The organism is Cupriavidus sp. 22TCCZM01-5, assembly GCF_057798915.1.
On the sequence record NZ_JBYOJR010000056.1, the window covers coordinates 1 to 21297 of the forward strand.

At 65.4% G+C, this 21297-nt stretch carries 19 protein-coding genes; 12 read left to right on the forward strand and 7 right to left on the reverse strand.

All coding sequences use genetic code 11. The features are described from left to right. Positions 1 to 354: 354 nt before the first annotated feature. Together AC3FNH_RS31170 and AC3FNH_RS31175 are read right to left on the reverse strand one after the other, a co-directional pair. Entirely contained in the window at positions 355 to 1056 is a 702-nt protein-coding gene (locus AC3FNH_RS31170; protein ID WP_488722831.1) for a hypothetical protein, read from the reverse strand. A 213-nt stretch (positions 1057 to 1269) separates the two neighbouring features. After that, positions 1270 to 2658 carry a sensor domain-containing diguanylate cyclase gene (locus tag AC3FNH_RS31175; RefSeq protein ID WP_488722832.1) on the reverse strand — a complete coding sequence of 463 codons (1389 nt, stop codon included), beginning with the start codon at positions 2656 to 2658 and terminating at the stop codon, positions 1270 to 1272. Positions 2659 to 3177: 519 nt separating this feature from the next. Here AC3FNH_RS31175 and rpoD point away from each other — a divergent pair. The 8 genes from rpoD to AC3FNH_RS31215 all read left to right on the forward strand — a co-directional run bounded on the left by rpoD (position 3178) and on the right by AC3FNH_RS31215 (position 13176). Further along, entirely contained in the window at positions 3178 to 5142 is a 1965-nt protein-coding gene (gene rpoD, locus AC3FNH_RS31180; protein WP_488722833.1) for an RNA polymerase sigma factor RpoD, read from the forward strand. A gap of 309 nt (positions 5143 to 5451) precedes the next feature. Next, complete coding sequence (locus AC3FNH_RS31185) at positions 5452 to 6033, forward strand: DUF2760 domain-containing protein (protein WP_488722834.1); 582 nt, start codon at positions 5452 to 5454, stop codon at positions 6031 to 6033. After that, on the forward strand, positions 6030 to 7877 hold the full coding sequence (locus tag AC3FNH_RS31190; RefSeq protein WP_488722835.1) for an Hsp70 family protein: 1848 nt from the start codon (positions 6030 to 6032) through the stop codon (positions 7875 to 7877). The genes AC3FNH_RS31185 and AC3FNH_RS31190 overlap by 4 nt, the downstream gene beginning before the upstream one ends. Positions 7878 to 7905: 28 nt before the next feature. Continuing rightward, complete coding sequence (locus tag AC3FNH_RS31195; RefSeq protein ID WP_488722836.1) at positions 7906 to 10686, forward strand: Hsp70 family protein; 2781 nt, start codon at positions 7906 to 7908, stop codon at positions 10684 to 10686. A gap of 126 nt (positions 10687 to 10812) precedes the next feature. Next, positions 10813 to 11721: a DMT family transporter gene (locus AC3FNH_RS31200; RefSeq protein WP_488722837.1), complete on the forward strand. Its 909-nt coding sequence runs from the start codon at positions 10813 to 10815 to the stop codon at positions 11719 to 11721. 153 nt (positions 11722 to 11874) lie between these two features. Beyond that, complete coding sequence (locus tag AC3FNH_RS31205) at positions 11875 to 12219, forward strand: DUF190 domain-containing protein (RefSeq protein ID WP_488722838.1); 345 nt, start codon at positions 11875 to 11877, stop codon at positions 12217 to 12219. Between the two features lie 31 nt (positions 12220 to 12250). Next, positions 12251 to 12646 carry a DUF190 domain-containing protein gene (locus AC3FNH_RS31210; protein ID WP_488722839.1) on the forward strand — a complete coding sequence of 132 codons (396 nt, stop codon included), beginning with the start codon at positions 12251 to 12253 and terminating at the stop codon, positions 12644 to 12646. 62 nt (positions 12647 to 12708) lie between these two features. Next, positions 12709 to 13176, forward strand: a complete 468-nt coding sequence (locus AC3FNH_RS31215; protein WP_488722840.1) for a CBS domain-containing protein — start codon at positions 12709 to 12711, stop codon at positions 13174 to 13176. A gap of 31 nt (positions 13177 to 13207) precedes the next feature. Here AC3FNH_RS31215 and AC3FNH_RS31220 read toward each other — a convergent pair whose 3' ends face one another. Together AC3FNH_RS31220 and AC3FNH_RS31225 are read right to left on the reverse strand one after the other, a co-directional pair. Then, entirely contained in the window at positions 13208 to 14053 is an 846-nt protein-coding gene (locus AC3FNH_RS31220) for a class II glutamine amidotransferase (RefSeq protein WP_488722841.1), read from the reverse strand. A 110-nt stretch (positions 14054 to 14163) separates the two neighbouring features. Then, positions 14164 to 15084, reverse strand: coding sequence for a LysR family transcriptional regulator (locus AC3FNH_RS31225; protein WP_488722848.1), 921 nt, complete (start codon positions 15082 to 15084; stop codon positions 14164 to 14166). A 126-nt stretch (positions 15085 to 15210) separates the two neighbouring features. Between AC3FNH_RS31225 and AC3FNH_RS31230 the strand changes: the two genes are divergently transcribed. Both AC3FNH_RS31230 and AC3FNH_RS31235 read left to right on the forward strand, forming a co-directional pair. Further along, a complete protein-coding gene (locus AC3FNH_RS31230) occupies positions 15211 to 16173 on the forward strand; it encodes a tripartite tricarboxylate transporter substrate binding protein (RefSeq protein WP_276100560.1) in 963 nt (320 codons plus the stop codon). Between the two features lie 30 nt (positions 16174 to 16203). Next, positions 16204 to 17028, forward strand: a complete 825-nt coding sequence (locus AC3FNH_RS31235; protein WP_488722842.1) for a substrate-binding domain-containing protein — start codon at positions 16204 to 16206, stop codon at positions 17026 to 17028. Positions 17029 to 17080: 52 nt separating this feature from the next. Here the strand turns inward: AC3FNH_RS31235 and AC3FNH_RS31240 are convergent, their stop codons facing one another. Continuing rightward, complete coding sequence (locus tag AC3FNH_RS31240) at positions 17081 to 17464, reverse strand: nuclear transport factor 2 family protein (RefSeq protein WP_276100562.1); 384 nt, start codon at positions 17462 to 17464, stop codon at positions 17081 to 17083. Positions 17465 to 17592: 128 nt separating this feature from the next. Next, positions 17593 to 18651, reverse strand: coding sequence for a DNA-binding protein (locus tag AC3FNH_RS31245; RefSeq protein WP_488722843.1), 1059 nt, complete (start codon positions 18649 to 18651; stop codon positions 17593 to 17595). 138 nt (positions 18652 to 18789) lie between these two features. On the opposite strand from AC3FNH_RS31245, the gene AC3FNH_RS31250 reads away from it, so the two are divergent. Continuing rightward, positions 18790 to 20010 carry a tyrosine-type recombinase/integrase gene (locus tag AC3FNH_RS31250; protein ID WP_488722844.1) on the forward strand — a complete coding sequence of 407 codons (1221 nt, stop codon included), beginning with the start codon at positions 18790 to 18792 and terminating at the stop codon, positions 20008 to 20010. A gap of 33 nt (positions 20011 to 20043) precedes the next feature. On the opposite strand, the gene AC3FNH_RS31255 is transcribed toward AC3FNH_RS31250, so the two are convergent. Next, a complete protein-coding gene (locus AC3FNH_RS31255; RefSeq protein ID WP_276100567.1) occupies positions 20044 to 20460 on the reverse strand; it encodes a cupin domain-containing protein in 417 nt (138 codons plus the stop codon). A 166-nt stretch (positions 20461 to 20626) separates the two neighbouring features. Between AC3FNH_RS31255 and AC3FNH_RS31260 the strand changes: the two genes are divergently transcribed. After that, complete coding sequence (locus AC3FNH_RS31260) at positions 20627 to 21190, forward strand: ProQ/FinO family protein (RefSeq protein ID WP_276100568.1); 564 nt, start codon at positions 20627 to 20629, stop codon at positions 21188 to 21190. The last annotated feature ends 107 nt before the right edge of the window (positions 21191 to 21297 follow it).

Consider the following 21297-nt stretch of genomic DNA (forward strand, 5'->3'; position numbering starts at 1 on the left):
TGTTAAAGAACTTCGCAATCGGCTTTGCCGTTTTGCGTCGCTGCGTTTTCGTCAGCAGCGAAGGAACGAGACTATAAAGAACTTTCTGCGGTTAATCAAGCTTTCCGAGAATTTTCTTTTTCCAGGCTGCTTTGCCGCCGGGCTCATTCCTGCAAATTGCCTTTGCCTTACGCCGCTTTGCAGCGAAGGCTCCAGCAGAAGGGGGCGAATACTAATCCCTTGCCCCCTGACTGGCAAGCCCTTTTCTAAAAAAAGCAATAAGAGACCTTTTGAACACAAACGGTGTCCCTCTGCCCTTCTGCCGGGCCTAAGCCGCTTAGTTAGAACGCAGTCGGAAAACCGCGGCAGTGCGCGCTATGGCGTTTGGTCCGAGGCTTGGGACAGTGGCTCGACCACTGTGGTCTCGATGTGCTGGACCTTTCCCTCCTCGGACACGTCCTGGCGCATGACCATGCCATTGGTCGGGCAGTACCAGTCCCTGACCTGCATCTGCGTGGGTTTCGTCACGATCTGCTCGCCCGCAACGACCATGGGTCCCAACGAAGTCGTACGCACATACTCGATCGGCACGCATTCCGACTGGCCCAGCGCGGTCCGGATGATCTCCCGCTTGCCGACCCGGCGCGATGCCACCGAAACCGTCGCGTGCGGAGCGACGACCTTACCCACTTCATCGCCGGTATCGCGCGAAAAGATGGTGAAGGACACACTAGCGTCCACCGATTCACCGGGAAGCACGTCGCCTTGGCGCAGAGCCAGGCCCCGATACTGGTTATCCAGCAGTCCCAGCCCGTCGATGGTGGTCGTTCCGTACAGGCGCGCATAGCGCCCCCATGCATTGACGGTAGCCTGACCCGAGATACTGGCGGGCGACCCGTTTGCCGCGGGCCGCAGCAGCACGCGTTGTTTCTGCTCGGTCACGACCGGCGGCCCCATCAATGCGGCCAATGCCGTCTTGGAGTGGATCTCGATGTCGGCCTGGCAGCCTGCGTCCGTCGCCAATGGCGGCTGCAGTATGGTTCGGCGCGACAGCGGCATCGTACCGTCGGCCTCCATCTGTATGCGTGCCCCACGTGGAAACCATATGGTGCGGCAGACGTTTGTATCCTCCTGCGCCACGGGCTCTTCCGCCCACGCGAATGGCGCCGCGACCGCGACAGCGCCTGTGAGCAGAACGGCCAGGCCGGGCCAGAACGAAACCGGACTCAGGAAGGATGTACGCACATTCGGCATGTTCAGGATCCGTTCTGGATCGCAGACCTGAACGCGTCAGGACTCGATCCGGTTGCGACCGCCCTTCTTCGCACGGTACAGCGCCAGGTCACTACGCGACAACGGGGCTTCGGCACTGGCATCTGCCGCAGTCATGAGCGTGACGCCGATGCTGACGGTCAGGTCGATCCGCTGCTCATGCTCGATCAGCGGGTACTCGGCAATACGCTGCTGGATCCGCCCGGCCACGCCGATCGCGCCGCGCAAATCGGCCCCGTCGAGCAGGATGCCGAACTCCTCGCCACCGAGACGGCCGGCCATGTCGCCGGGCCGCAAATGCGCGCGCAGGATGCCCCCGAAGTGGCGCAGTGCGCGATCCCCGACACCATGCCCCCAGCGGTCATTGATGGCCTTGAAATGGTCAAGGTCGCACATCATCAGCGCCATGTCGGTGGCGGTGCCGGTGCCGCGGCCACTCCGCAGGCTGGCGAGCCGCGTCTCGACTTGTGTCATGAAATGACGACGGTTCGGCAATCCGGTCAGGCTGTCGATCGTCGCCAGTTCCTGCAACTCGGCTTCGATACGTTTGCGCTCCGTCACGTCGGTGATGAAGCCATGCCACAGGATACTGCCGTCCGGCAAGCGCTGCGGCCTGGCATCGCCCTGCCGCCAGCGCAGGCCCTGCATGGGCAATTGCACGCGGTACTCGAGGTGCCACGGCGAGAGCTGGGCCGCCGAAGCATGAAACGAGGCACGATACGCGGTAAGATCGTCAGGATGAATCAGGGCTTCGATGCACAACGCATCGGCAGCCACCTGGGCCGGCGTCAGCTCGTAGATTTCCCTGATACCAGCACTCGCATAAGGAAAGAAAGAACGTCCTTCGGGCAATGCGCAGTACTGGAACACCAGCCCGGGTACTTCATTCGTCAGGTTCGTGATCAGGTTGACGGCTTCGCGCAGGCTCTCCGACATCGTGCGCAGCGACGTAATGTCGGTGCTCGTGCCAACCATGCGCAGCGCCCGGCCCATGCCGTCGCGGTCCACGACCTTGCCCCGGCTACAGATCCATTTGTAGCTGCCGTCCCGGCACCGGATCCGGTGTTCGACCTCGTAACTGTCGGTCTGGCCGTCGAAGTGGGCCTGCATCGTCGCCTTGACGTAGTCCAGGTCATCGGGATGAAGGCGGGTGTAGCTCTCCTCGATCCGGTTCGACACTTCCCAGTCGGCATAGCCGAGCATGGCTTTCCAGCCACTTGAATACTGGATTTCACCCGTCGCGACATTGCGGTCCCAGATTCCGGTGCCGCTGCCGGCAATCGCCAGTGCAAGCAACTGTTCCCGCTTGCGCAGCGACGCGAGTTCCTCCCGGCAATGTGCATGCGGGTCGACCCGCACGCCGAGGGCGCTGGTCGGTATGTCTGCAAATGTCGGCGGAACAGGCATACGGGCGTCCGGGAGGGATCTGATCGCCGAGTATACATGGGCCGATCCGCCACTTGCGCGGTGTTGCGCGTTGGTGCTGCGTCACATGGCGAATCGATTGTTGTCTTACCCAGAATGCGGACCAGCGGTATACTGTGAGGTTGCCGCAGCGAGTCCCGGTGTATCGGGTGAGGCTGTATTCAGGGGTCGTCCGCGCTTCGGGGACCTGATTGGCGCCGCAATGACCGGAGGGTTCACCTCCCTTTTGTCGGTGCGGCCGGCGAATGGGGCGCAAACAAGGTCGTGAACGTCGGGATTGCTGCCTGCCAACGGGAGCCAACCCATGACATCCACACCCCGACATGCTGCAACGCAACAAACACTGTAGAATATGCGCCCCCTGCTCCACGGACCACATGGCCCGAATTTGGCTCACCGCCACGCCCAATGCCAGTCCGATGCCTTGACAGCAGGCCAGAAAACGCACGCAATGAGTGCACGCTGCAATCAAAACGCGATTCACGAAGGAAACAGCAGTAGATGACGAGCGGTCCACAACGAACGGCTGCCAAAGGCCGCGAAGCAGGTACAGTCAAAGCCCTTGGCGCCTCGGCGGAATCCATGTCGCCGGACGAAGTCAACGCGCGCAGCCAGCAGTTGCGTGCCCTGATCCAGCTGGGCAGGCAGCGTGGGTATCTGACCCACGCGGACATCAGCGACCACCTGCAAGAGAACTTCACCGACACGGCGGCAATGGAAAGCATCGTCGCCACGTTCGCCGAAATGGGCGTGAAGATCTTCGAGCAGACGCCCGATGCCGAGACGCTGCTGCTCAGCGACAACGCCGTGGTGGCCTCCGACGATCAGGCCGACGAAGAAGCCGAGGTGGCGCTGTCCACCGTGGATTCGGAGTTCGGCCGGACCACCGACCCGGTGCGCATGTACATGCGCGAAATGAGCTCCGCCACGCTGCTCACGCGCAAGGAAGAAGTCGAGCTCGCCAAGCGGATCGAGGAAGGCCTGAACAACATGGTGCATGCCATCTCGGCCTGCCCGTCCACGATCGCGACCATCCTCGAGCTGTCCGGCCGCGTCGCCAGCAATGAGATGGGCATCGACGACCTCGTCGATGGCCTGAGCGATGAAAGCGGCGCGGACGTTGCCCTGACCGCCAGCGCCGACGACGCCGACGACGACAGCGCCGACACGTCGGACGAAGACGATGGCGACGAAGAAGACGACGACGCCGACGAAGGCAGCAGCACGCAGCAGAGCGCCGAAGCCGACCTCGCCAAGCTGCGCGACGAATGCCTGAAGCGCTTTGCACGCGTTGCCGAGCAGTTCGAGCGCATGCAGCAGGAATACGCCGCCAACGGCGCGGACTCGAAGGGTTTCGTGACCGCCCGGGACACGGTGCGCGACGAACTGCGCACGATCCGCTTCACCGCGAAAACCATCGAACGCCTGTGCGCCGATGTCCAGACCATGGTCGACGACGTGCGCGTGGTCGAGCGCCAGGTGGTCCAGTTGCTGGTGGATCGTTGCGGCATGGACCGCGAGGACGTCATTGCCCGCTTCCCGGGCAATGAGACCAACCTGAACTGGGGCCGCGACCTTGCCGCCGAATCGCGTCCGTACAGCGCTGCCGTGTCACGCGCGCTGCCCGACCTGGAAGCCCACCAGCAGAAGCTGGTCGACATCCAGGCCCGCGCGGTACTGCCGCTGGCCGAGCTGAAGGCGGTGAACCGCAAGATGCTGGCCGCCGAGCGGCAGATGCGCCAGGCCAAGCACGAGATGACGCAGGCCAACCTGCGCCTGGTGATCTCGATTGCCAAGAAGTACACGAACCGCGGCCTGCAGTTCCTGGACCTGATCCAGGAAGGCAACATCGGCCTGATGAAGGCCGTGGACAAGTTCGAGTACCGCCGCGGCTGGAAATTCTCCACCTACGCGACGTGGTGGGTGCGCCAGGCCGTCACGCGCGCGATCGCCGACCAGGCCCGCACGATCCGCGTTCCGGTCCACATGATCGAGCAGATCAACAAGCTCAACCGCCTGTCGCGCGAGCTCATGCAGCAGACCGGCAAGGAACCCGATCCGGCCGTGCTCGCCGAGCGCATGGACATGCCCGAGGAGAAGATCCGCGCGATCATGAAGATCGCCCGCGAACCGGTCTCGATGGAAACGCCAGTGGGCGAAGACGGCGATACCAGCCTTGGCGACATGATTGCCGATTCGGACACCGCGACGCCGGCCGACGCCGCGCTGCAGGCCAGCCTGCGCGAAGTCGTGCGTGAAATGCTCGATGAACTCACGCCGCGCGAGGCCAAGGTGCTGCGCATGCGCTTCGGTATCGACATGGCGACCGACTACACGCTGGAAGAGGTCGGCAAGCAGTTCGATGTGACACGCGAGCGGATTCGCCAGATCGAGAGCAAGGCCATGCGCAAGCTGCGCCATCCGAGCCGGGCCGATCAGCTGATCACCTACCTGCGGGACGCGTGATCGGCACCCCGGCGGGCGCCTGCTAGCAGGGTGCGCCCGCGCGGGATGAAAATGACTGCCGGCAGCCCTTGGGCTGCCGGTTTTCACATGTTCCGCCATCTCCACGCGCACGGTGTGAGTGGCCGGTGCACGGCGATATGGCCGGCTGACATATTGGTTGGTGCACAATCCGGCTGGAATACCCGAGATGCCATGCATGGCGTCCGCCAGCGCAATGGCTTTCCGATGCACCGGTGCGCGTGCCCCATCCGCTACTCGCCGTGGCCGTAGGACAGCTCGTCCTTCAACAGAGCACACAGGAGTTTTTCCATGACTGACTCGAACATCTCATTCCTCGGCAGGATTTCGCTTGCCGTGGGTACCTTCTTTGCGATCCTCGGAAACGGCGAGCTCGCTGCGAACGTGCGGCGCCTGCGCACTAGCGGATTTCCCGCCGCTGCCCCCGCGCCCGTGGCTGCGCCCGTGCCGACTCCGGCTGCGGCGCCGGCGCCGGCACCGGCATTGAAAGAAGCGAGTCCCGTTGCGGCGCTGCAGCTGCTGGGCCTGCTCCAGCGCGACGCGCGCTTCATCGACTTCGTCGAGGAAGACATCGCCGGCTATACCGATACCGAGATCGGCGCCGCCGCGCGCCTGGTGCACGACGGCTGCCGTGCCGTCCTGCGCGAGCACTTCACGATCCGGCCGGTGCGCGCCGAAGCCGAGGGCAGCCGCATCACGCTGGCTGACGGCTTTGACGCCACCGCCGTTCGTCTGACTGGCAACGTGGTGGGCAGCGCGCCGTTCCATGGCAGCCTCAGCCATCGTGGCTGGAAAGCCGAGGAAGTGCGGCTGCCGCGCCTGGCCGAACGTCATGACGCCACCGTCATCGCCCCCGCCGAGGTGGAACTATGAGCGATGCGCGCTATTCCATCGGCATCGACCTGGGCACCACGCACAGTGCCCTGTCCTACGTCGACCTGACCGGCAGCGACGGCGAGAAGACCAGCCAGGGTGTCCTGGCCGTCCCGCAGCTCACCGGCCCCGGCGCGACGGAAGCGCGGGATCTCCTGCCCTCCTTCCTGTACTTGCCGCACGAGAGCGAGCTGGCCCCTGGCGACCTGGCGCTGCCGTGGAACGCAACACGTGAATTCGCCGTGGGCGAACTGGCCCGCAGCCGCGGTGCAGGCACGCCGATCCGCCTGGTATCGAGTGCGAAAAGCTGGCTGTGCCACCCTGGCGTGGACCGCCGCGCCGCCATCCTGCCGAACGATGCGCCGCCCGAAGTGCCGCGCGTCTCGCCGCTCGAGGCTTCGGTGCGCTATCTCACGCACCTGCGCGAGGCGTGGGACCAGGCCAATCCCGACGCACCGTTCGCTGAACAGGACGTCACGGTAACGATTCCGGCCTCGTTCGACCCCGCCGCGCGCGAACTGACGGCGGAGGCAGCCGCCGCCGCGGGTTATGCACGCATGACCCTGCTCGAAGAACCGCAGGCCGCGCTCTATAGCTGGATCGAGAAAAGCGGCGGGCAGTGGCGCAAGCAGGTGAAGGTCGGTGACATCATTTTGGTCGTGGACGTTGGCGGCGGTACCACCGACCTGTCGCTGATCGCGGTGATCGAGCGCGACGGCAACCTGGAGCTGCATCGCGTCGCCGTCGGCGAGCACATTCTGCTCGGCGGCGACAATATGGACTTGGCGCTGGCCCACGTGGTCGCGCGCAAGCTCGCGGCGCAAGGTACACAAGCCGATCCGTGGCAGCTGCGCGCACTGACCTATGCCTGCCGCGCCGCCAAGGAAACGCTGCTCACCGACCCGACCACCGACTCGGTGCCGCTGGTCGTGCCGAGCCGTGGTTCCAAGCTGATCGGCGGATCGATCCGCACGGACCTGACCCGCACCGAGCTGACCCAGATCATCCTGGAAGGCTTCTTCCCGCAAGTGGACGCGTCGGCCCGGCCGGTGAGCCGCGCGCGCGTCGGCCTGACGCAGCTCGGCCTGCCCTATGCACAGGATGCGGCGGTCACCCGGCACCTGGCCGCTTTCCTCGGCCGCCAGGTCGGGGCGCTCGCGGAGCTTGAGGGTATGCAAGCCACGCAGCCGGCCAGCGCGACCTTCCTGCACCCGACCGCGGTCCTCTTCAACGGCGGCGTGTTCAAGTCCGGCCTGTTGGCGGACCGTATCCTGCAGACGCTGAACGGCTGGCTTGCGTCGGAAGGCGCGGCGCCGGCACGCCTGCTCGGCGGCGCCGAGCTGGACCTGGCCGTGGCCCGGGGCGCCGCCTATTACGGCTATGTGCGGCGCGGCAAGGGCGTGCGCATCCGTGGCGGCACCGCGCGCTCTTATTACATCGCCGTGGAATCGTCGATGCCTGCGGTACCGGGGTTCGAGCCGCCGATCCAGGCGCTGTGCGTGGCGCCGTTCGGCATGGAGGAAGGCACCGAGGCCGAACTGCCGCCGCAGGAATTCGGCCTGGTGGTGGGCGAGCCCGTTCACTTCCGTTTCTTCGGCTCGTCGGTGCGCCGCCAGGACCAGGTCGGTACGCTGCTCGATTTCTGGGGCCCCGAGGAACTGCAGGAACTCGAGGAAATCCAGGCAACCCTGCCGGCCGACGGCCGCACGCCCGGCGATGTGGTGCCGGTCAGGCTGCACGCGCGCGTGACCGAAGCCGGCACGCTAGAGCTCGAAGCCGTGCCGAGTGGCGGCAGCGAGCGCTGGAAGGTTGAATTCGACGTGCGCGGCGGAGCGGACACCTGATCACCAGCCGCAAATAAGCAAGGAAGCGATGAAGCGGTACACCGTCGGCATTGACCTCGGCACCAGCAATACGGTGGTCGCCTATGCGGAGACAGGATCGGACGACATCCGCGTCTTCGGGATCGACCAGCTCGTGGGCCTCGGCGAAGTCGCCGCGCGCCCCTTGCTGCCCTCGGTTCGCTACCACGCGGCGCCGGGCGAGATCAGCGGCGACGACCTGCAGCTGCCGTGGCAATCCGCCGCCAGCGCCGCCGCGCGCCGCACGGTGTTCGGCCGGCTGGCCGCCACGCTCGGTGCGCAGGTGCCCGGCAGGCTCGTGGCCAGCGCCAAGAGCTGGCTATCGCATGCGGCGGTCGACCGCACCGCGCCCATCCTGCCGTGGGGCGCGGACGAGGAAGTCGGGAAGATCTCGCCGGTCGCCGCCAGTGCCAGCTACCTGGGCTACGTCGCCGCAGCCTGGAACCACCAGTTTCCCGATGCAAGGCTCGAAGACCAGGACGTCGTGCTGACCGTGCCCGCGTCGTTCGACGAGGGCGCGCGTGCGCTCACGCTGGAAGCCGCGCGCATGGCCGGCCTGCCCGCGCTGCGCCTGCTCGAGGAACCGCAGGCCGCGCTCTACGACTGGCTGTTCCATCATCGCCAGACCCTGAACGCCGACCTTGCTCGAACCCGGCTCGTGCTGATCTGCGACGTGGGCGGCGGTACCACCGACCTGACGCTGATCCGCGTGGATATGCAGGACGGGCAGCCGCAACTGACACGGATCGGCGTGGGCAACCACCTGATGCTCGGCGGCGACAACATGGATCTTGCCCTGGCGCACGTCGCCGAGGCACGCCTTGGCCCCACGCAGGCGCGCTTGTCCGCGTCGGGCCTGTCCCAGCTGGTCGCGCGCTGCCGCGCGGCCAAGGAACAACTGCTCAGCGCGCAAGCGCCGGAGGCCGTCACTGTCACGCTGCTCGGCGCTGGCTCGCGGCTGATCGGTGGCGCGCGTTCGGTGGAGTTGACGCGGCAGGAGGTCGAACAGCTCGTCGTCGATGGTTTCTTCCCCAAGGTGTCGTCGAGCGAGCGTCCGGGACGCGCGCGCGGCGCCATTGTCGAATTCGGCCTGCCGTATGCGGCCGATCCGGCCGTCACCCGTCACGTTGCGGCCTTTCTCGGCCAGCACGCGGCACAGTCGCGCTCGGCGCTGGACCTGCCACAGACGCAGGACGACGCCTTGCCGATGCCGGACACGCTATTGCTCAACGGCGGCGTGTTCCGGGCCGAGGCGCTCGCGGGCCGCATCGCCGATACCCTGGGCGACTGGCGCGGATCACCGCTGAACGTCCTGCACAACCCCGACCCCGATGTCGCCGTAGCGCGCGGCGCGGTGGCCTATGCCCGCGCCCGCTCGGGACAGGCGCCGCGCATCGGCGGCGGTTCGCCGCGCAGCTACTTCCTCGTGCTCGATGACGGCGCGTCGGGCCAGCAAGGCATCTGCCTGCTGCCGCGCGGCACCGAGGAAGGCCAGGAAATCCACCTCAAGGACCGTACCTTCGCGTTGCGGCTCGGGCATCCGGTGCAGTTCCACCTGGTCTCGTCGGTGGCCGACACCGCTTACCAGCCCGGCGAACTGGCCGATCTCGCGGGCGCGGACTTCGTTCGCCTGCCGCCGATCGCCACCGTCGTGCAGCCGCGCGGCGCCAGTGGGCCAAAGGAAACGCCGGTACAGATCACGACGTCGCTGACGGAGGTCGGCACGCTGGAAGTGCATTGCCACGAGCTTGCCGATGCCTCGCAACGCTGGCGGCTCGAATTCCAGCTCAGGGGCAATGAAGCGCCGGCTCCGGCCGCCACGACGGAAACGCTGCACCCGCGCCTGCCGCAAGCCATCGAGGCGATCGACCGTACATTCGGCGCGCGTTCGCAAGGCGTCGATCCCAAGGAAGTCAAGCGGCAGCGGGCGCAACTGGAACAGATGCTCGGGCCGCGCGAGCAGTGGGACAGCGCGCTGCTGCGCGAGCTGTTCGCCGCCTTCTGGGAGCGTGCCAAGCGCCGTCGCCGCACGGCTGACCACGAACGCCTCTGGCTGAACCTGGCCGGCTACTGCGTGCGCCCCGGCTTTGGCTATCCGCTGGACGAATGGCGCGTCGAGCAGCTCTGGTCGCTGTATGACCAGGGCATCCAGTACGTCAACGAGAACCAGAACTGGTCGGAATGGTGGACGTTGTGGCGCCGCGCGGCCGGCGGCCTCGATGAAAGCGCGCAGCTGCGGCTGCTCGATGATATGGCGTTCTATCTCCAGCCTCCTGGCAGCGCGCACTACAAAAAGCCCGCCGGCCCCACACGGTCCGGATATGCCGACATGGTCCGTCTGGCCGGGTCGTTGGAGAACATTTCCGCCGAGCGCAAGATAGAAGTCGCCGAATGGCTGCTGACGCGCCTGCGCAAACCCTCCGAGAACAACCAGAGCTGGTGGGCCGTGGGACGGATCGGCGCGCGCCGGCCGTTCTATGGCAGCGCGCACGGCGTCGTGCCAGCCGAGGTCGCCGCGCAATGGGTGGACGCCATTCTTGCCCTGGACTGGAAGAAAGTCGAACCGGCCGCCTTCGCCGCGACGCAGATCGCGCGCATGACCGGCGACCGCACGCGTGACCTGCCTGACGAAGTCCGGGCGGCCGTGGTGCAGCGGCTCGCAGCCGCCAATGCCCCGCAGAGCTGGATCGCCATGGTGCGCGAAGCGGTCGAGCTGGATGCGGCTGACGAGGGACGGGTCTTTGGGGAGGCACTGCCGGCTGGCCTGAAGCTGATTGGCGGCGCGCCTTGACCAGCTTTTTTGGGTTCTTCTGCGGATTGTGGGGAATCGGTAATGACCAACCCCACCCCATGTGTCTCAGCAGCCACGCCATGCCTGACGGATAATGCGTGATCCTCGAACGCCAAAGCATCCCCCATGCACGCAAGCGCCACCGCCACCAGACGCCTGGACTGGACCACCCTGTTCCTGCTCACCTTCCCGCCTCTGAGCTGGGCGGGCAACGCCATCGTCGGCCGCTTTGCCGCAGGAACCGTGCCCCCGGTCACCCTGAATTTCGTGCGCTGGCTGCTGGCTGGCCTGCTGCTGGCCCCTTACGCGTGGCGCGGCGCCATCGCGCACCGCGCGACACTGCGCCGCCATGCGGGCGTGATCGTTGCGCTGGGCACGCTTTCGATCGCCTGCTATAACGCGCTCCAGTACCTGGCCCTGACCACTTCGACGCCGATCAATGTGACGCTGATCGGCGCGTCCACCCCGCTGTTCCTGCTGGTGATCGGCGCCACTTGCTTCCACGAGAAGATGAAGCCCTGGCACGTCGCGGGCGCGTTGCTGTGCCTGGTTGGCGTGTCCTTCGTGCTCGTACGCGGCGAACTCGGCCGCCTGGCGCAGCTCGATTTCGTCGCCGGCGACCTGTTCATGCTGGCCGCCACGATCGCGTGGAGTGGATACACGTGGCTGCTGCGCAAGCAGCGTCCCGAGTTGCCGCTGCCGGTACTGCTGTTCGCGCAGATTGTCACTGGCCTGGTCGTGAGCGCGCCCGTGACCGCCTGGGAACTGATGACGCTGGACCAGCCGCTGCAATGGAGCGGCAAGGTCGCGGCCATCCTGCTCTATGTCGCCACGATCCCTTCACTGCTCGCCTACTTCGCGTGGGACCGGGCCATCGCCCGCGCCGGTGCGCAGTTGCCGTCCTTCTTCATCACGCTGACGCCGGTGTTCGCGGCGCTGCTTTCCACGCTGCTGCTGGGCGACTGGCCGCGCTGGTACCACGCGGTCGGACTCGTGACCATCGGAGCCGGTATCTGGCTGGCGCAACGGCGCTGAACCGCCCGCGTGGGCGCGAGGACGAGCGCATTTCGCTTGCACACGGGTTCACGCGGAAAAGCGCATGCTGTGGCATGCGGCGGCGGCCTTAGCCAATGTCGGCGACGGTATTGGCAATATTGGCATGGGTCGGTTGGCGCAAAAGGAGGCATCATGGAGCGCGGCTATCAAGTCACTTTCTATACCCAGCATGACCGCAGGCACGGTAACAAGCTGCTAGCGGAATGGCTGATGGAGACGCTCAAGGAGATGGGCGTCGCCGGCGTCACCATGATGGTCGGCACGGAAGGACTGGGGCATGACCATGAACTCCATCGCTATCATTTCCGCTCCCCGCACGACCAGCCAGTCGAAATCTGCATGGTGGTCAGCGAAGCCGATTGCGAACGCGTGTTCCGCCGGCTAGACGAAGACGAAGGCCTTGCGCTGTTCTACGCGCGGACGCCGGTGGAGTTCGGCAATGCCGGTGGCAGCAAGACGGCGACATCCAAGCCGTAAGCGGCATCGGTGCCGCGTGCGAGTAGACTGGATGCAGGCCCCTTCCGGCATGGCAATGCATTGGGAGATGATCGTGCATGGCTACCAAGTCACTCTCTATACGGTCGAGAACCGCCGGCACCACGGCAAGCAGCTCTCCCACTGGCTGCTAGAAGTCATGCGCGAGATGAACTTCCGGGGCGCGACCCACATGGTCGCGGCCGAAGGCATCGGGCACGATCACCGCTTTCATAGCTGGCACTTCGTCGAACTTTCCGACCGCCCGGAAGAAATCACGATGATCGCAACCGAGTCGGAGATCCAGGCGCTGTTTGACCGCCTCGCCGCCGAAGACGTGCATGTCTTCTACGCAAAGTTTCCGGTGGAGTTCGGCTTCCTCGGCAAAGCGGCGCCAGCCTCCGACGGCTCCCCGTCGGGCAATTCCTGAGAAGCAGTTGGGTGCGGATGACGCCTCATGGTCTGGCCAATCCCCCCTTGCCGGAGACGACGATGAAAAAAGAGAGAAAGACAGCGCGCCAGATCCTCTCGGACAAGCCACGCCAGGTCATTGCGGTCGGACCGGATGACACCGTGCTGTCCGCGCTTGCGCTGATGGCCGACAAGGACGTCAGCACGGTGCTGGTCATGCAGGGCGAAAAGCTCGCCGGCATCGTTTCGCAGCGCGACTATGCGCGCAAGGTTGAACTGGCCGGCCGCAATGCCGGCGAGACGCGAATCCGCGAGATTATGACCACCCAGGTGGTCTGCATCTCGCCCGAACATTCGTGCGAGCAATGCCTCGCGCTGATGCATGCCAGGCGGATCCGGCATCTGCCGGTCCTTGAGTCCGATCGTATCGTCGGCGTGCTGTCCAGTCACGATGTGCTCGAGGAACTGTTCCGCGAAGACGAGCACCTGATCAAGGATCTCGAGTACGACGTGCTCAGCCTGACCGTCGACACGGGCGGGTGCTACTAGACGGGTGCGGCACACCGCGATGGCTGAAGCGCTACCCGGACAGATCCGGCATCCGGGGGCGGAAGCGATTGTGGTCGATCACGCCGCCGCGCGCGGTCAGGATCGTGGCCTCGGGAATCTCCTGCCACACGCCCTGCACGTCGATCAGCGGCTCGGACAGCACCAGGAAGGCATCGTCGCCGGCGGCGATAATGCGCGGATCATCGGGATACAGTGCGCGCAGCTGCCGGAACGAGGTGCTGTGGAACAGCGAGCGCGAGGCCGACTCGCTGGAATAGCGCACCGCCACGACCTGCTGGCCGTCGGTCACGCAGACCGTCATGTTGAGCGGATGCTCGACGTCGTAGCGGTGGCCGACCTCTTCGATCAGCCCTGCCATCTGCTCCAGCGCGCCACGTGGGTCGCGTTCCAGCCCGAAGGTCAGTGCAAGGAAGAACATCACCTCGGAATCCGTGGACCCTTCGATCCAGCGGAACAGCTGCGGCGACACGGCCATCATCAGGTCGCGCCTCAGTAATGGAAACTCACGGATCAGGCCGTTATGAACGAACAGCCAACGGCCGAAGCGGAACGGATGACAGTTGGTTTCCTGCGTCGGTGTGCCGGTGGCAGCACGCACATGGGCGACGAACAGCGGCGCCCGTACCGCCCGCGCCGCCTCGCGCAGGTTGGTATCGCTCCAGGCCGGGTGCAGGCAACGATACCGGAACGGCACCTCCGAGTGACGTCCATACCAACCCACGCCGAAGCCGTCGCCATTGGTGGTGGTATGGCCCAGCCGGGAATTCAGGCTCTGGTCGATCAGCGAGTGTTCCGGCTGGAATAGCACCGCTTCGAGCGGGACGGATCGGCCTGAATAGGCCAGCCAGCGGCACATGATGCTCCTCCTGTTGGCGCGGGTCCGGTGCCTTCCGGCCCACACTTCAATTTTACCCGCGATCAGCAAAGCACAGGACCGCGGCATTCACCGGCTTGGGTTCACTCATCTCATCGCATCGCAGCAATCCGGGCACCCGCCGCCGTTTCCGGCGCGATCATTTCATACAGGGCCTGCGCGGCAGGCTGTAGTGGCCTGTCGCGGCGGCGTATCAGCGCAAGGACACGGTCCACCGCGGGCTCGATCAATGGGATAGCGCAAAGCCGCGGATGATCGTGTGGCACCGCCATGCCCGGCAGCACGGCCATGCCAAGCCCAGCTTCAACCAGCGCCAGCACGCCGACCACGTGGTTGGCTTCGTAGTGAATGGTGGGGCGCCGCTCGAGGTGGGCGATGGCATTTTCGATCAAGGCGCGATTGCCGCTTTGCTTCGACACACTGACCATCCTTTGCCCGGCCAGCTCCTCCCAGGCCACGCTCGCCCGCCCGGACCACGCGTGGTCCCGCCGCAACGCCAGCTGGTAGGGCTCCGCGCGGATCGCGCGGAACTCGATGTTGGGCTCCTGGGCGCCCACGAAGTTGAGCCCGAAATCCGATTCCCCCGACAGGACACTGACCAGCACGGCATTTGCACTTTCGTCAATGACACGGACCCGCACACCCGGATGCCGGCTGGCGAACGCATGGATCGCATCGGACAGAAAATGCAGCGCGGCAGACGGTATCGCAGCCACTGTCACCAGGCCGCGTTGAAGCGAAGCCTCGTCGCCGAGACGGAACACCGCGTTATCGAGGATATCCAGCGCGGCGCGGGCTTCCTCCAGGAACTGCCGGCCAATATTCGTCGTCTCCACGCGGCGCGTGGTCCGGTCCAGCAGACGGGAGCCAAGCGTCTTCTCCAGCTTTTCGATCCGCCGGCTGAGGGCTGGCTGCGAAATGTGAAGAGTTTCGGCCGCCATGCGGAAACTCCCTTTTTCGGCAGTCGCGACAAAGGCCTGCAAGTCTTCCAGGGCGAAATTAATGTGTAACATGCATCGAGTCATCAGAATATTGCAGTTCACAGATTAGTCGCCCGGAGATACGCTTGCAACGCCTGCTCGGGGCGTCGCGACGTGCCGGAAAGCGCAAAAAAATCAGACTGATCTCGGAGACTTACCTTGAAATACGCAGTTCGCCATCTGGCGCTCGCCCTTGCCCTTACCGCATGCACCCTGACCGCCTGGGCGGAAACCTGGCCCGCAAAGCCCGTGAAGTTCGTCGTGCCGTTTGGCCCTGGCGGCGCCAACGACCTTGTCGCCCGGGCCGTGGCCGACGCCGCATCCAAGCAACTGGGCCAGCCCATCATCGTGGAAAACAAGCCTGGCGCCGGCTCGGTCCTGGGTGCCGACTATGTCGCCAAGTCCGCCCCGGACGGCTATACCTTCCTGGCGCCGGCGGCCGGCGTGATCACCAACGGCATGATCAAGTCCCACATGCCGTACAAAGAGCAGGATCTGGTGCCCGTCGCCATGCTGGCCGTCAGCCCGTCGGTCATCGTCGTGCCCGCCGACTCGCCGATCAAAGACCTCAAGAGCCTGATTGCCAGCGGCAAAGGTGGAAAGAGCCTGAATTTCGCTACGGCGGGTACCGGCAGCACGCCGCATTTCGTTGCGGAGATGCTGAAACTGGCGACCGGCGCGAAACTCGAGATCATCCCTTACAAGAGCGGCTCCGAAGGCATGGTCGCGGTGGTCGGCAAACAGGTGGACGCAACCTCCGAGGCCAGCGTCGTGGTACTTCCCCAGGTCAAGGGCGGCAAGCTGCGGGCCATCGCATCCACCTGGAATACGCGCATTGCCGCGATGCCGGATTTGCCCACCGCTACCGAACTCGGCTATCCCGGCATCTTCATCGGTCACTGGTCCGGAGTATTCGCACCGCGCGGGACCCCCGACGCGATTCTCGACAAGATGAACAAGGCCATCGATGCCGCGATCAAGTCCCCTGAGCTGCGCGCCAGGCTCATCCCGCAAGGCATCCAGCCGATGGGCGGGACGCGGGCTGACTTCACCAAATTCCTGGCAGGCGAAAAGGCTCGCCTGGCGCCGATCGCGCGCGCGGCCAATATGAAGGAAGACTGACGGATCCGCATTGGTCAATCAGGAGACAACATGAAGCTGACAATCCTTGCCGCCAGGAACGCCTTGCCGGTTCTTATGCTCTGGCTGGCCGGCCCGGCATGGGCAGACGATATCCGTGTGATTACATCGGGTGGCTTTACTGCCGCCTATCAGCAACTCGTGCCACTTTACGAGGCCGCCACGCAGGACCATGTCATCACTGCCTTCGGCGCGTCGATGGGCAATGCGCCGGACTCCATTCCAAGCCGGCTAGCGCGGGGCGAGACCTTCGATGTCGTGATTCTTGCGGACTCCGGTCTCGACAAGCTGGTCTCGGAGGGCAAGGTGGCCGCCGGCAGCCGGGTGGACCTGGCCCGGTCGCTGATCGGCATGTCCGTGCGCAAGGGCACGCCAAAGCCGGACATCAGCACGACAGAGGCCCTGCGGCAGACCCTGCTCAACGCCAGATCCATCGCATATTCCGCGAGTGCCAGCGGCACATATCTCTCCAATGAACTGTTTGCCCGGCTTGGCGTCGCGGACAAGATCAAGGACAAAGCCCACAAGATCTACAGCGAGCGTGTCGGCGCGGTGGTAGCGCGAGGCGATGCCGAGATTGGCTTCCAGCAGGTCAGCGAATTGTTGCCTTTCAAGGAACTGGACTACGTCGGTCCCTTGCCAGCCGAGTTGCAGCAAAAAGTTTACTTTTCTGCCGGAACCATCGCTGGCCGGCAAACGCCGGCGTCTTCGCGGTTCGTCAGTTTCCTTGCGTCGCCGGCTGCGGCTGCGATCGTGGGCAGTACGGGACTGGAGCCTGTGGCAAAACCGCTGCCACCACCGTCGCCCCCGGCGCTCGGCCAACCCCAGAATCGATAGCCTGATTGAAACGGTTTCCCGGATTTGTGTACTTCTGCTCGTAGCAAGACAGCTACACAAATCGAGCCGCCGTGTCATAGCAGCCACGCCAGCGGGTAACCTTGCCGTCACGGACGGTAAAGACGTGAATCCACTCGGTTTCGACCAGACGTCCCTCCGGGCGGGCCGTGAATCGCTCGAAGCCGAGTACGGTGACGTTCTCGCCGGCCTCGATGAATTCGCGCGGTTCGAAGCTTTGCATGTCGTCGGCTTGCGCCACTTCAGCGAAGAACCGCGCGACCTCTTCCTTGGTCTCCCGCTGTCCGGCGTACGGGATGGCGGGCGGACCCAGCATCTTCCAATCCACCTTGTCGGCGAGCAGATCCAGGATGGCTGGTACATCGCCACGCCCAAAGGCGTCGTAGGCGGCCTTGACGACGGAAAGTGAGGTGGTCATGACGGATCCTGAGTGGAATTGAAGACCGGGCCATCAGCGATTCCAAATTAGCGCGAATCGACGAGGTGTCAAGCCGGCGCCCGTTGTCCATCATCTGCTTCTGGATCCGGCGGAGCGGATCCGTCCGCTCATTGTTCGTTGCCGTCACCGGACTTGCGCCGCCGTCCACCACTGCCGTCCCGTTTAGGCGGTGCCACGCGCAGTTCCGACAGAAGCTGACGCGCCAGCGCGCCCTCGGCTTCCGCCCGCTCGGCCCGCCGTAGCGCCTCCGTGAGTTCGGCGCCGACCCGATCAAGCTCGATGGCCTGCCTGCCATGCGCGAGTTCGCCGGCGTCCAGCCGCTCTGCCTGGGCCGCCACCTTTGCTTCCAGCCGCGCCCTGACCTCGGCATGGCTCACGGCGGCCTCGCGCGCCTCATTGCGGGCCTGCGCCAGGTCGGCACGCATTTCTTCCACCAGCCGCTCGCCCTTCTGGCGCGCGGTGCGTTCCTGGTCCAGTTCGCGCAACGCGCGCCGTTCGCTGGCTTCCGCCCGCTCCTGGGCGATCTGCACCTGCTCGCGCGCGCGTTCCAGTTCCGCCGAAAACTGCTTGCGCAGATCCGCGAGCTGCCGGCCAGCCGCCTCCAGTTCGGCACGGCCCGCTTCCAGACGCCCTTGCGTCCCGGCGTGTGCCTGGCGCTCCGCGGCCAGTTCGGCCTGCATGGCTTCTTGAGCCTGCCGTGCCTCGCCCAGCTGCGCGGAGATCGCCAGCGCGTCCTCGCGCGCTGCCACGGTCTCGGCACGCGCGGCATCGCGCTCCGCCTCGGCGGCGCTCGCTGCGTCGCGCGCTTCGGCGCGCAGCGCGGACAGCGCGTTGCTGGCGGCGTCGTTGGCGGCCTGCCAGATCGTCTTGACCGCTTCGGCGGCGACGTCCTTGAGGGCATCGGGCAAATCCGGGTGATCGATCGTGACGCGCGTGCGTCCGCGCAGCTCCTGCCAGAACTGCTGAAGCACCTCGGCGGGCGTACCCATGCTTCCCTTGCGTACCAGGCTGTAGAGCTTGTTGGCTGTCGGCGTGACGCCGTAGCGGAAGAACAGCAGCCCGCACACCTCGCGATACAGCGCGCGCGTCTCGGGAAAACGCACGCGCAACTCAGCCAGATCGGCTTGCAAGGTGGCGTCGCTCAGGCTCAGGTCGGAAGTTGGCATCAGTGACGAAGTCAGATTTTATTTTTGGATTTTACTACGTAATACGTAATGAATAACGTTTTCTTTTTATTTCTTTAGACATAAGTTTTCTTATGTCTATAATTGTGGCCAGATCACATTTTCGCCTTGCGTCTACACATGAATTCCGCCTTGGATCCTCGTTATCCAACTGCAGACACCCTTTCCGCCGTGCTGCCCTTGCCGCTCGAGCGCCTGCGGCTGTCTGCGGAGCTTTCCGGCACCCAAGGCACGAATCGCGCGCCGGCGCGCGCGGCGCAGATCGCCGCCTCGGATGACCTGGCCGCCATTGCCGCCTGGCTGGCTCGCTACGCCAATACTCCGGCCACGCTGCAGGCCTATCGCCGCGAGGTGGAGCGGCTGGTGCTCTGGGCAACGTTGCAGCGCGGCAAGCCCCTGTCCTCGCTGACGCACGAGGACCTGCTGGCCTATGAGCACTTCCTGTCGGATCCCCAGCCTGCTGCACGCTGGGTATTGGCTGGCAACAAGAAGCTGGCCCGCAGCCATCCCGACTGGCGTCCCTTTGCCGGCCCGCTGTCGTCGGCAAGCACGCGCCAGGCCATGGTGATCCTGAACGCCTGTTTTGCCTGGCTCACCGAAGCTGGCTACCTGGGCGGCAATCCGCTATCGCTCGCGCGCCGCAGGCGCGGCCCGGCAAAGGCGCGGGTCACGCGCTACCTGAGCCATGCGCTGTGGGATGCGGTCAAGGAGACGATCGAAGCCATGCCGGCGGACACCGACCGCGAGCGCCTGCACGCGGCGCGCTGCCGCTGGCTGTGCACCGTGCTCTATCTCGGCGGCCTGCGCGCGGCGGAAGTCGCGGGCACCGCCATGGGTGCCTTCTTCTGCCGGCGCGATGCGCAAGGCGTCGAGCGCTGGTGGCTGGAAGTCACCGGCAAGGGCAACAAGCCCCGCCTGGTCCCCGCCACCGACGAGCTGATCGCCGAACTGGCACGGTATCGCCGCGCGCATGGGCTCCCGCCCACCCCGCAGATGGGCGAGGAGCGCCCGCTGGTCTTGCCGGTCATTGGCCGCGAAAGGGCCCTGTCGCGCGGTGCGCTGCACCTGGTCATCAAGGAAGTGTTCGGCATGGCGGCCGAGCGGCTGCGGGCGCGGGGACCGGAATGGGAGGCGCAGGCCGAGGTGCTCGCCAGCGCGTCGGCGCACTGGCTGCGGCACACGGCCGGCTCGCATATGAGCGACCGGCAAGTGGACCTGCGCCATGTGCGCGACAATTTCGGCCACGCCTCCATTGCCACCACCAGCATCTACCTGCACACCGAGGACGATGCGCGGCACCAGGCAACGCAGGACCGGCACAGGATCGGGTGGACAAAGTGAATGTGCCAGCTTGCCCCTGTGACCGGGGGCCGGCTATGCGTCGGCCTCGGGATCGTAGGGCACGACCTCTTCGTGCTCATCCGGGTTGTCGCGCGCCACGATCGCGCGCGCCGGCGCCGTGTCGCTGAGGTTGAACGGCTGATGCGGCACGCCTGGCGGAATAAACAGGAAATCGCCGGCCTCGGTCACGACTGACTGGCGCAGGCCCGGTCCGTAGCGGGTTTCCACCCGGCCCTCGAGCACGTAGATGCCGGTTTCATACCCACGGTGCATGTGCGGCTCGGCATGGCCGCCGGGCGGGACGACCACGATCGACATGGACAGCGCCCTTGCACCAGCCGTTTGCCGCGATATGCCTACGAAATACGGCAGTTTCTGCATCGTCGATACCTCCCGGTCGGGATGCACGACGACCACGTCCTGCGGCGCGTCATGGGTTTCGTCTGACATGGGATCTCCATCGAAGCCGGCGGATGGGTGGCATACGGCGCTGGCACGGCCACCGGGTTGCTACTGCAGCATAGAGCAGCGACTGTGCGATGACGAAAGCCGCGCTGCTAGGGTTGGGGCCGGGACTGTTAAAATCCCCCCCAAAATTCTCACTTGGCAGGACACGATGGGTTTCGAACAACTGGCAGCATTGAAAGCACAACTGGCTAAGCAGGCGAAAGAAGCCCGTCCGGCCAAGCAAGCGAAGGAAGCACGCCCGGCCAAGCCGCCCCGTGCGCGCGCTGACTCGGCGGCCAAGCCTGCCAATGCGGGCAAGCCCGTCGATCCGGTGATTCAGGCCATCGGCAAGCTGCAGAAGCGCTTCCCGCTGGCCTTCCCCAAGAATCCCGCGCCCAAGGCGCCGCTCAAGGTCGGCATCTTCGAGGATCTGCTGCAGCATGCCGCATCACTGGCGCTGGACGAAGCGATGCTGCGCGAGGCCGTCCGCACGTGGTGCCGCGGCACACGGTACTGGACGTGCATGGTGGAAGGCGCCACGCGCGTCGATCTGGCGGGAGAGCCCGCCGGGCAGGTGACGCTGGCTGACGCCAAGCGGGCCCAGCAGCAGCGGTCTCAGCAATACCGCGCCACCCGGGCGCAGAAGGCCAAGGATCAGCCTGCGGCGGACGCCAACAAGAGCGGCCCGGCCAAAGAGGAGCCGGCCAAAGAGGAAGCGGCCAAGCCAGAGTAAGACGGTTTAGCTGCAGTAGGCATAGCGGAGGGGCATCGACGTCGCCGGCACCGGCGACGTCGATGCCCCTCCTTCGTTTTCCCCCGAGCCGCGCGCAGCGCAGCCGT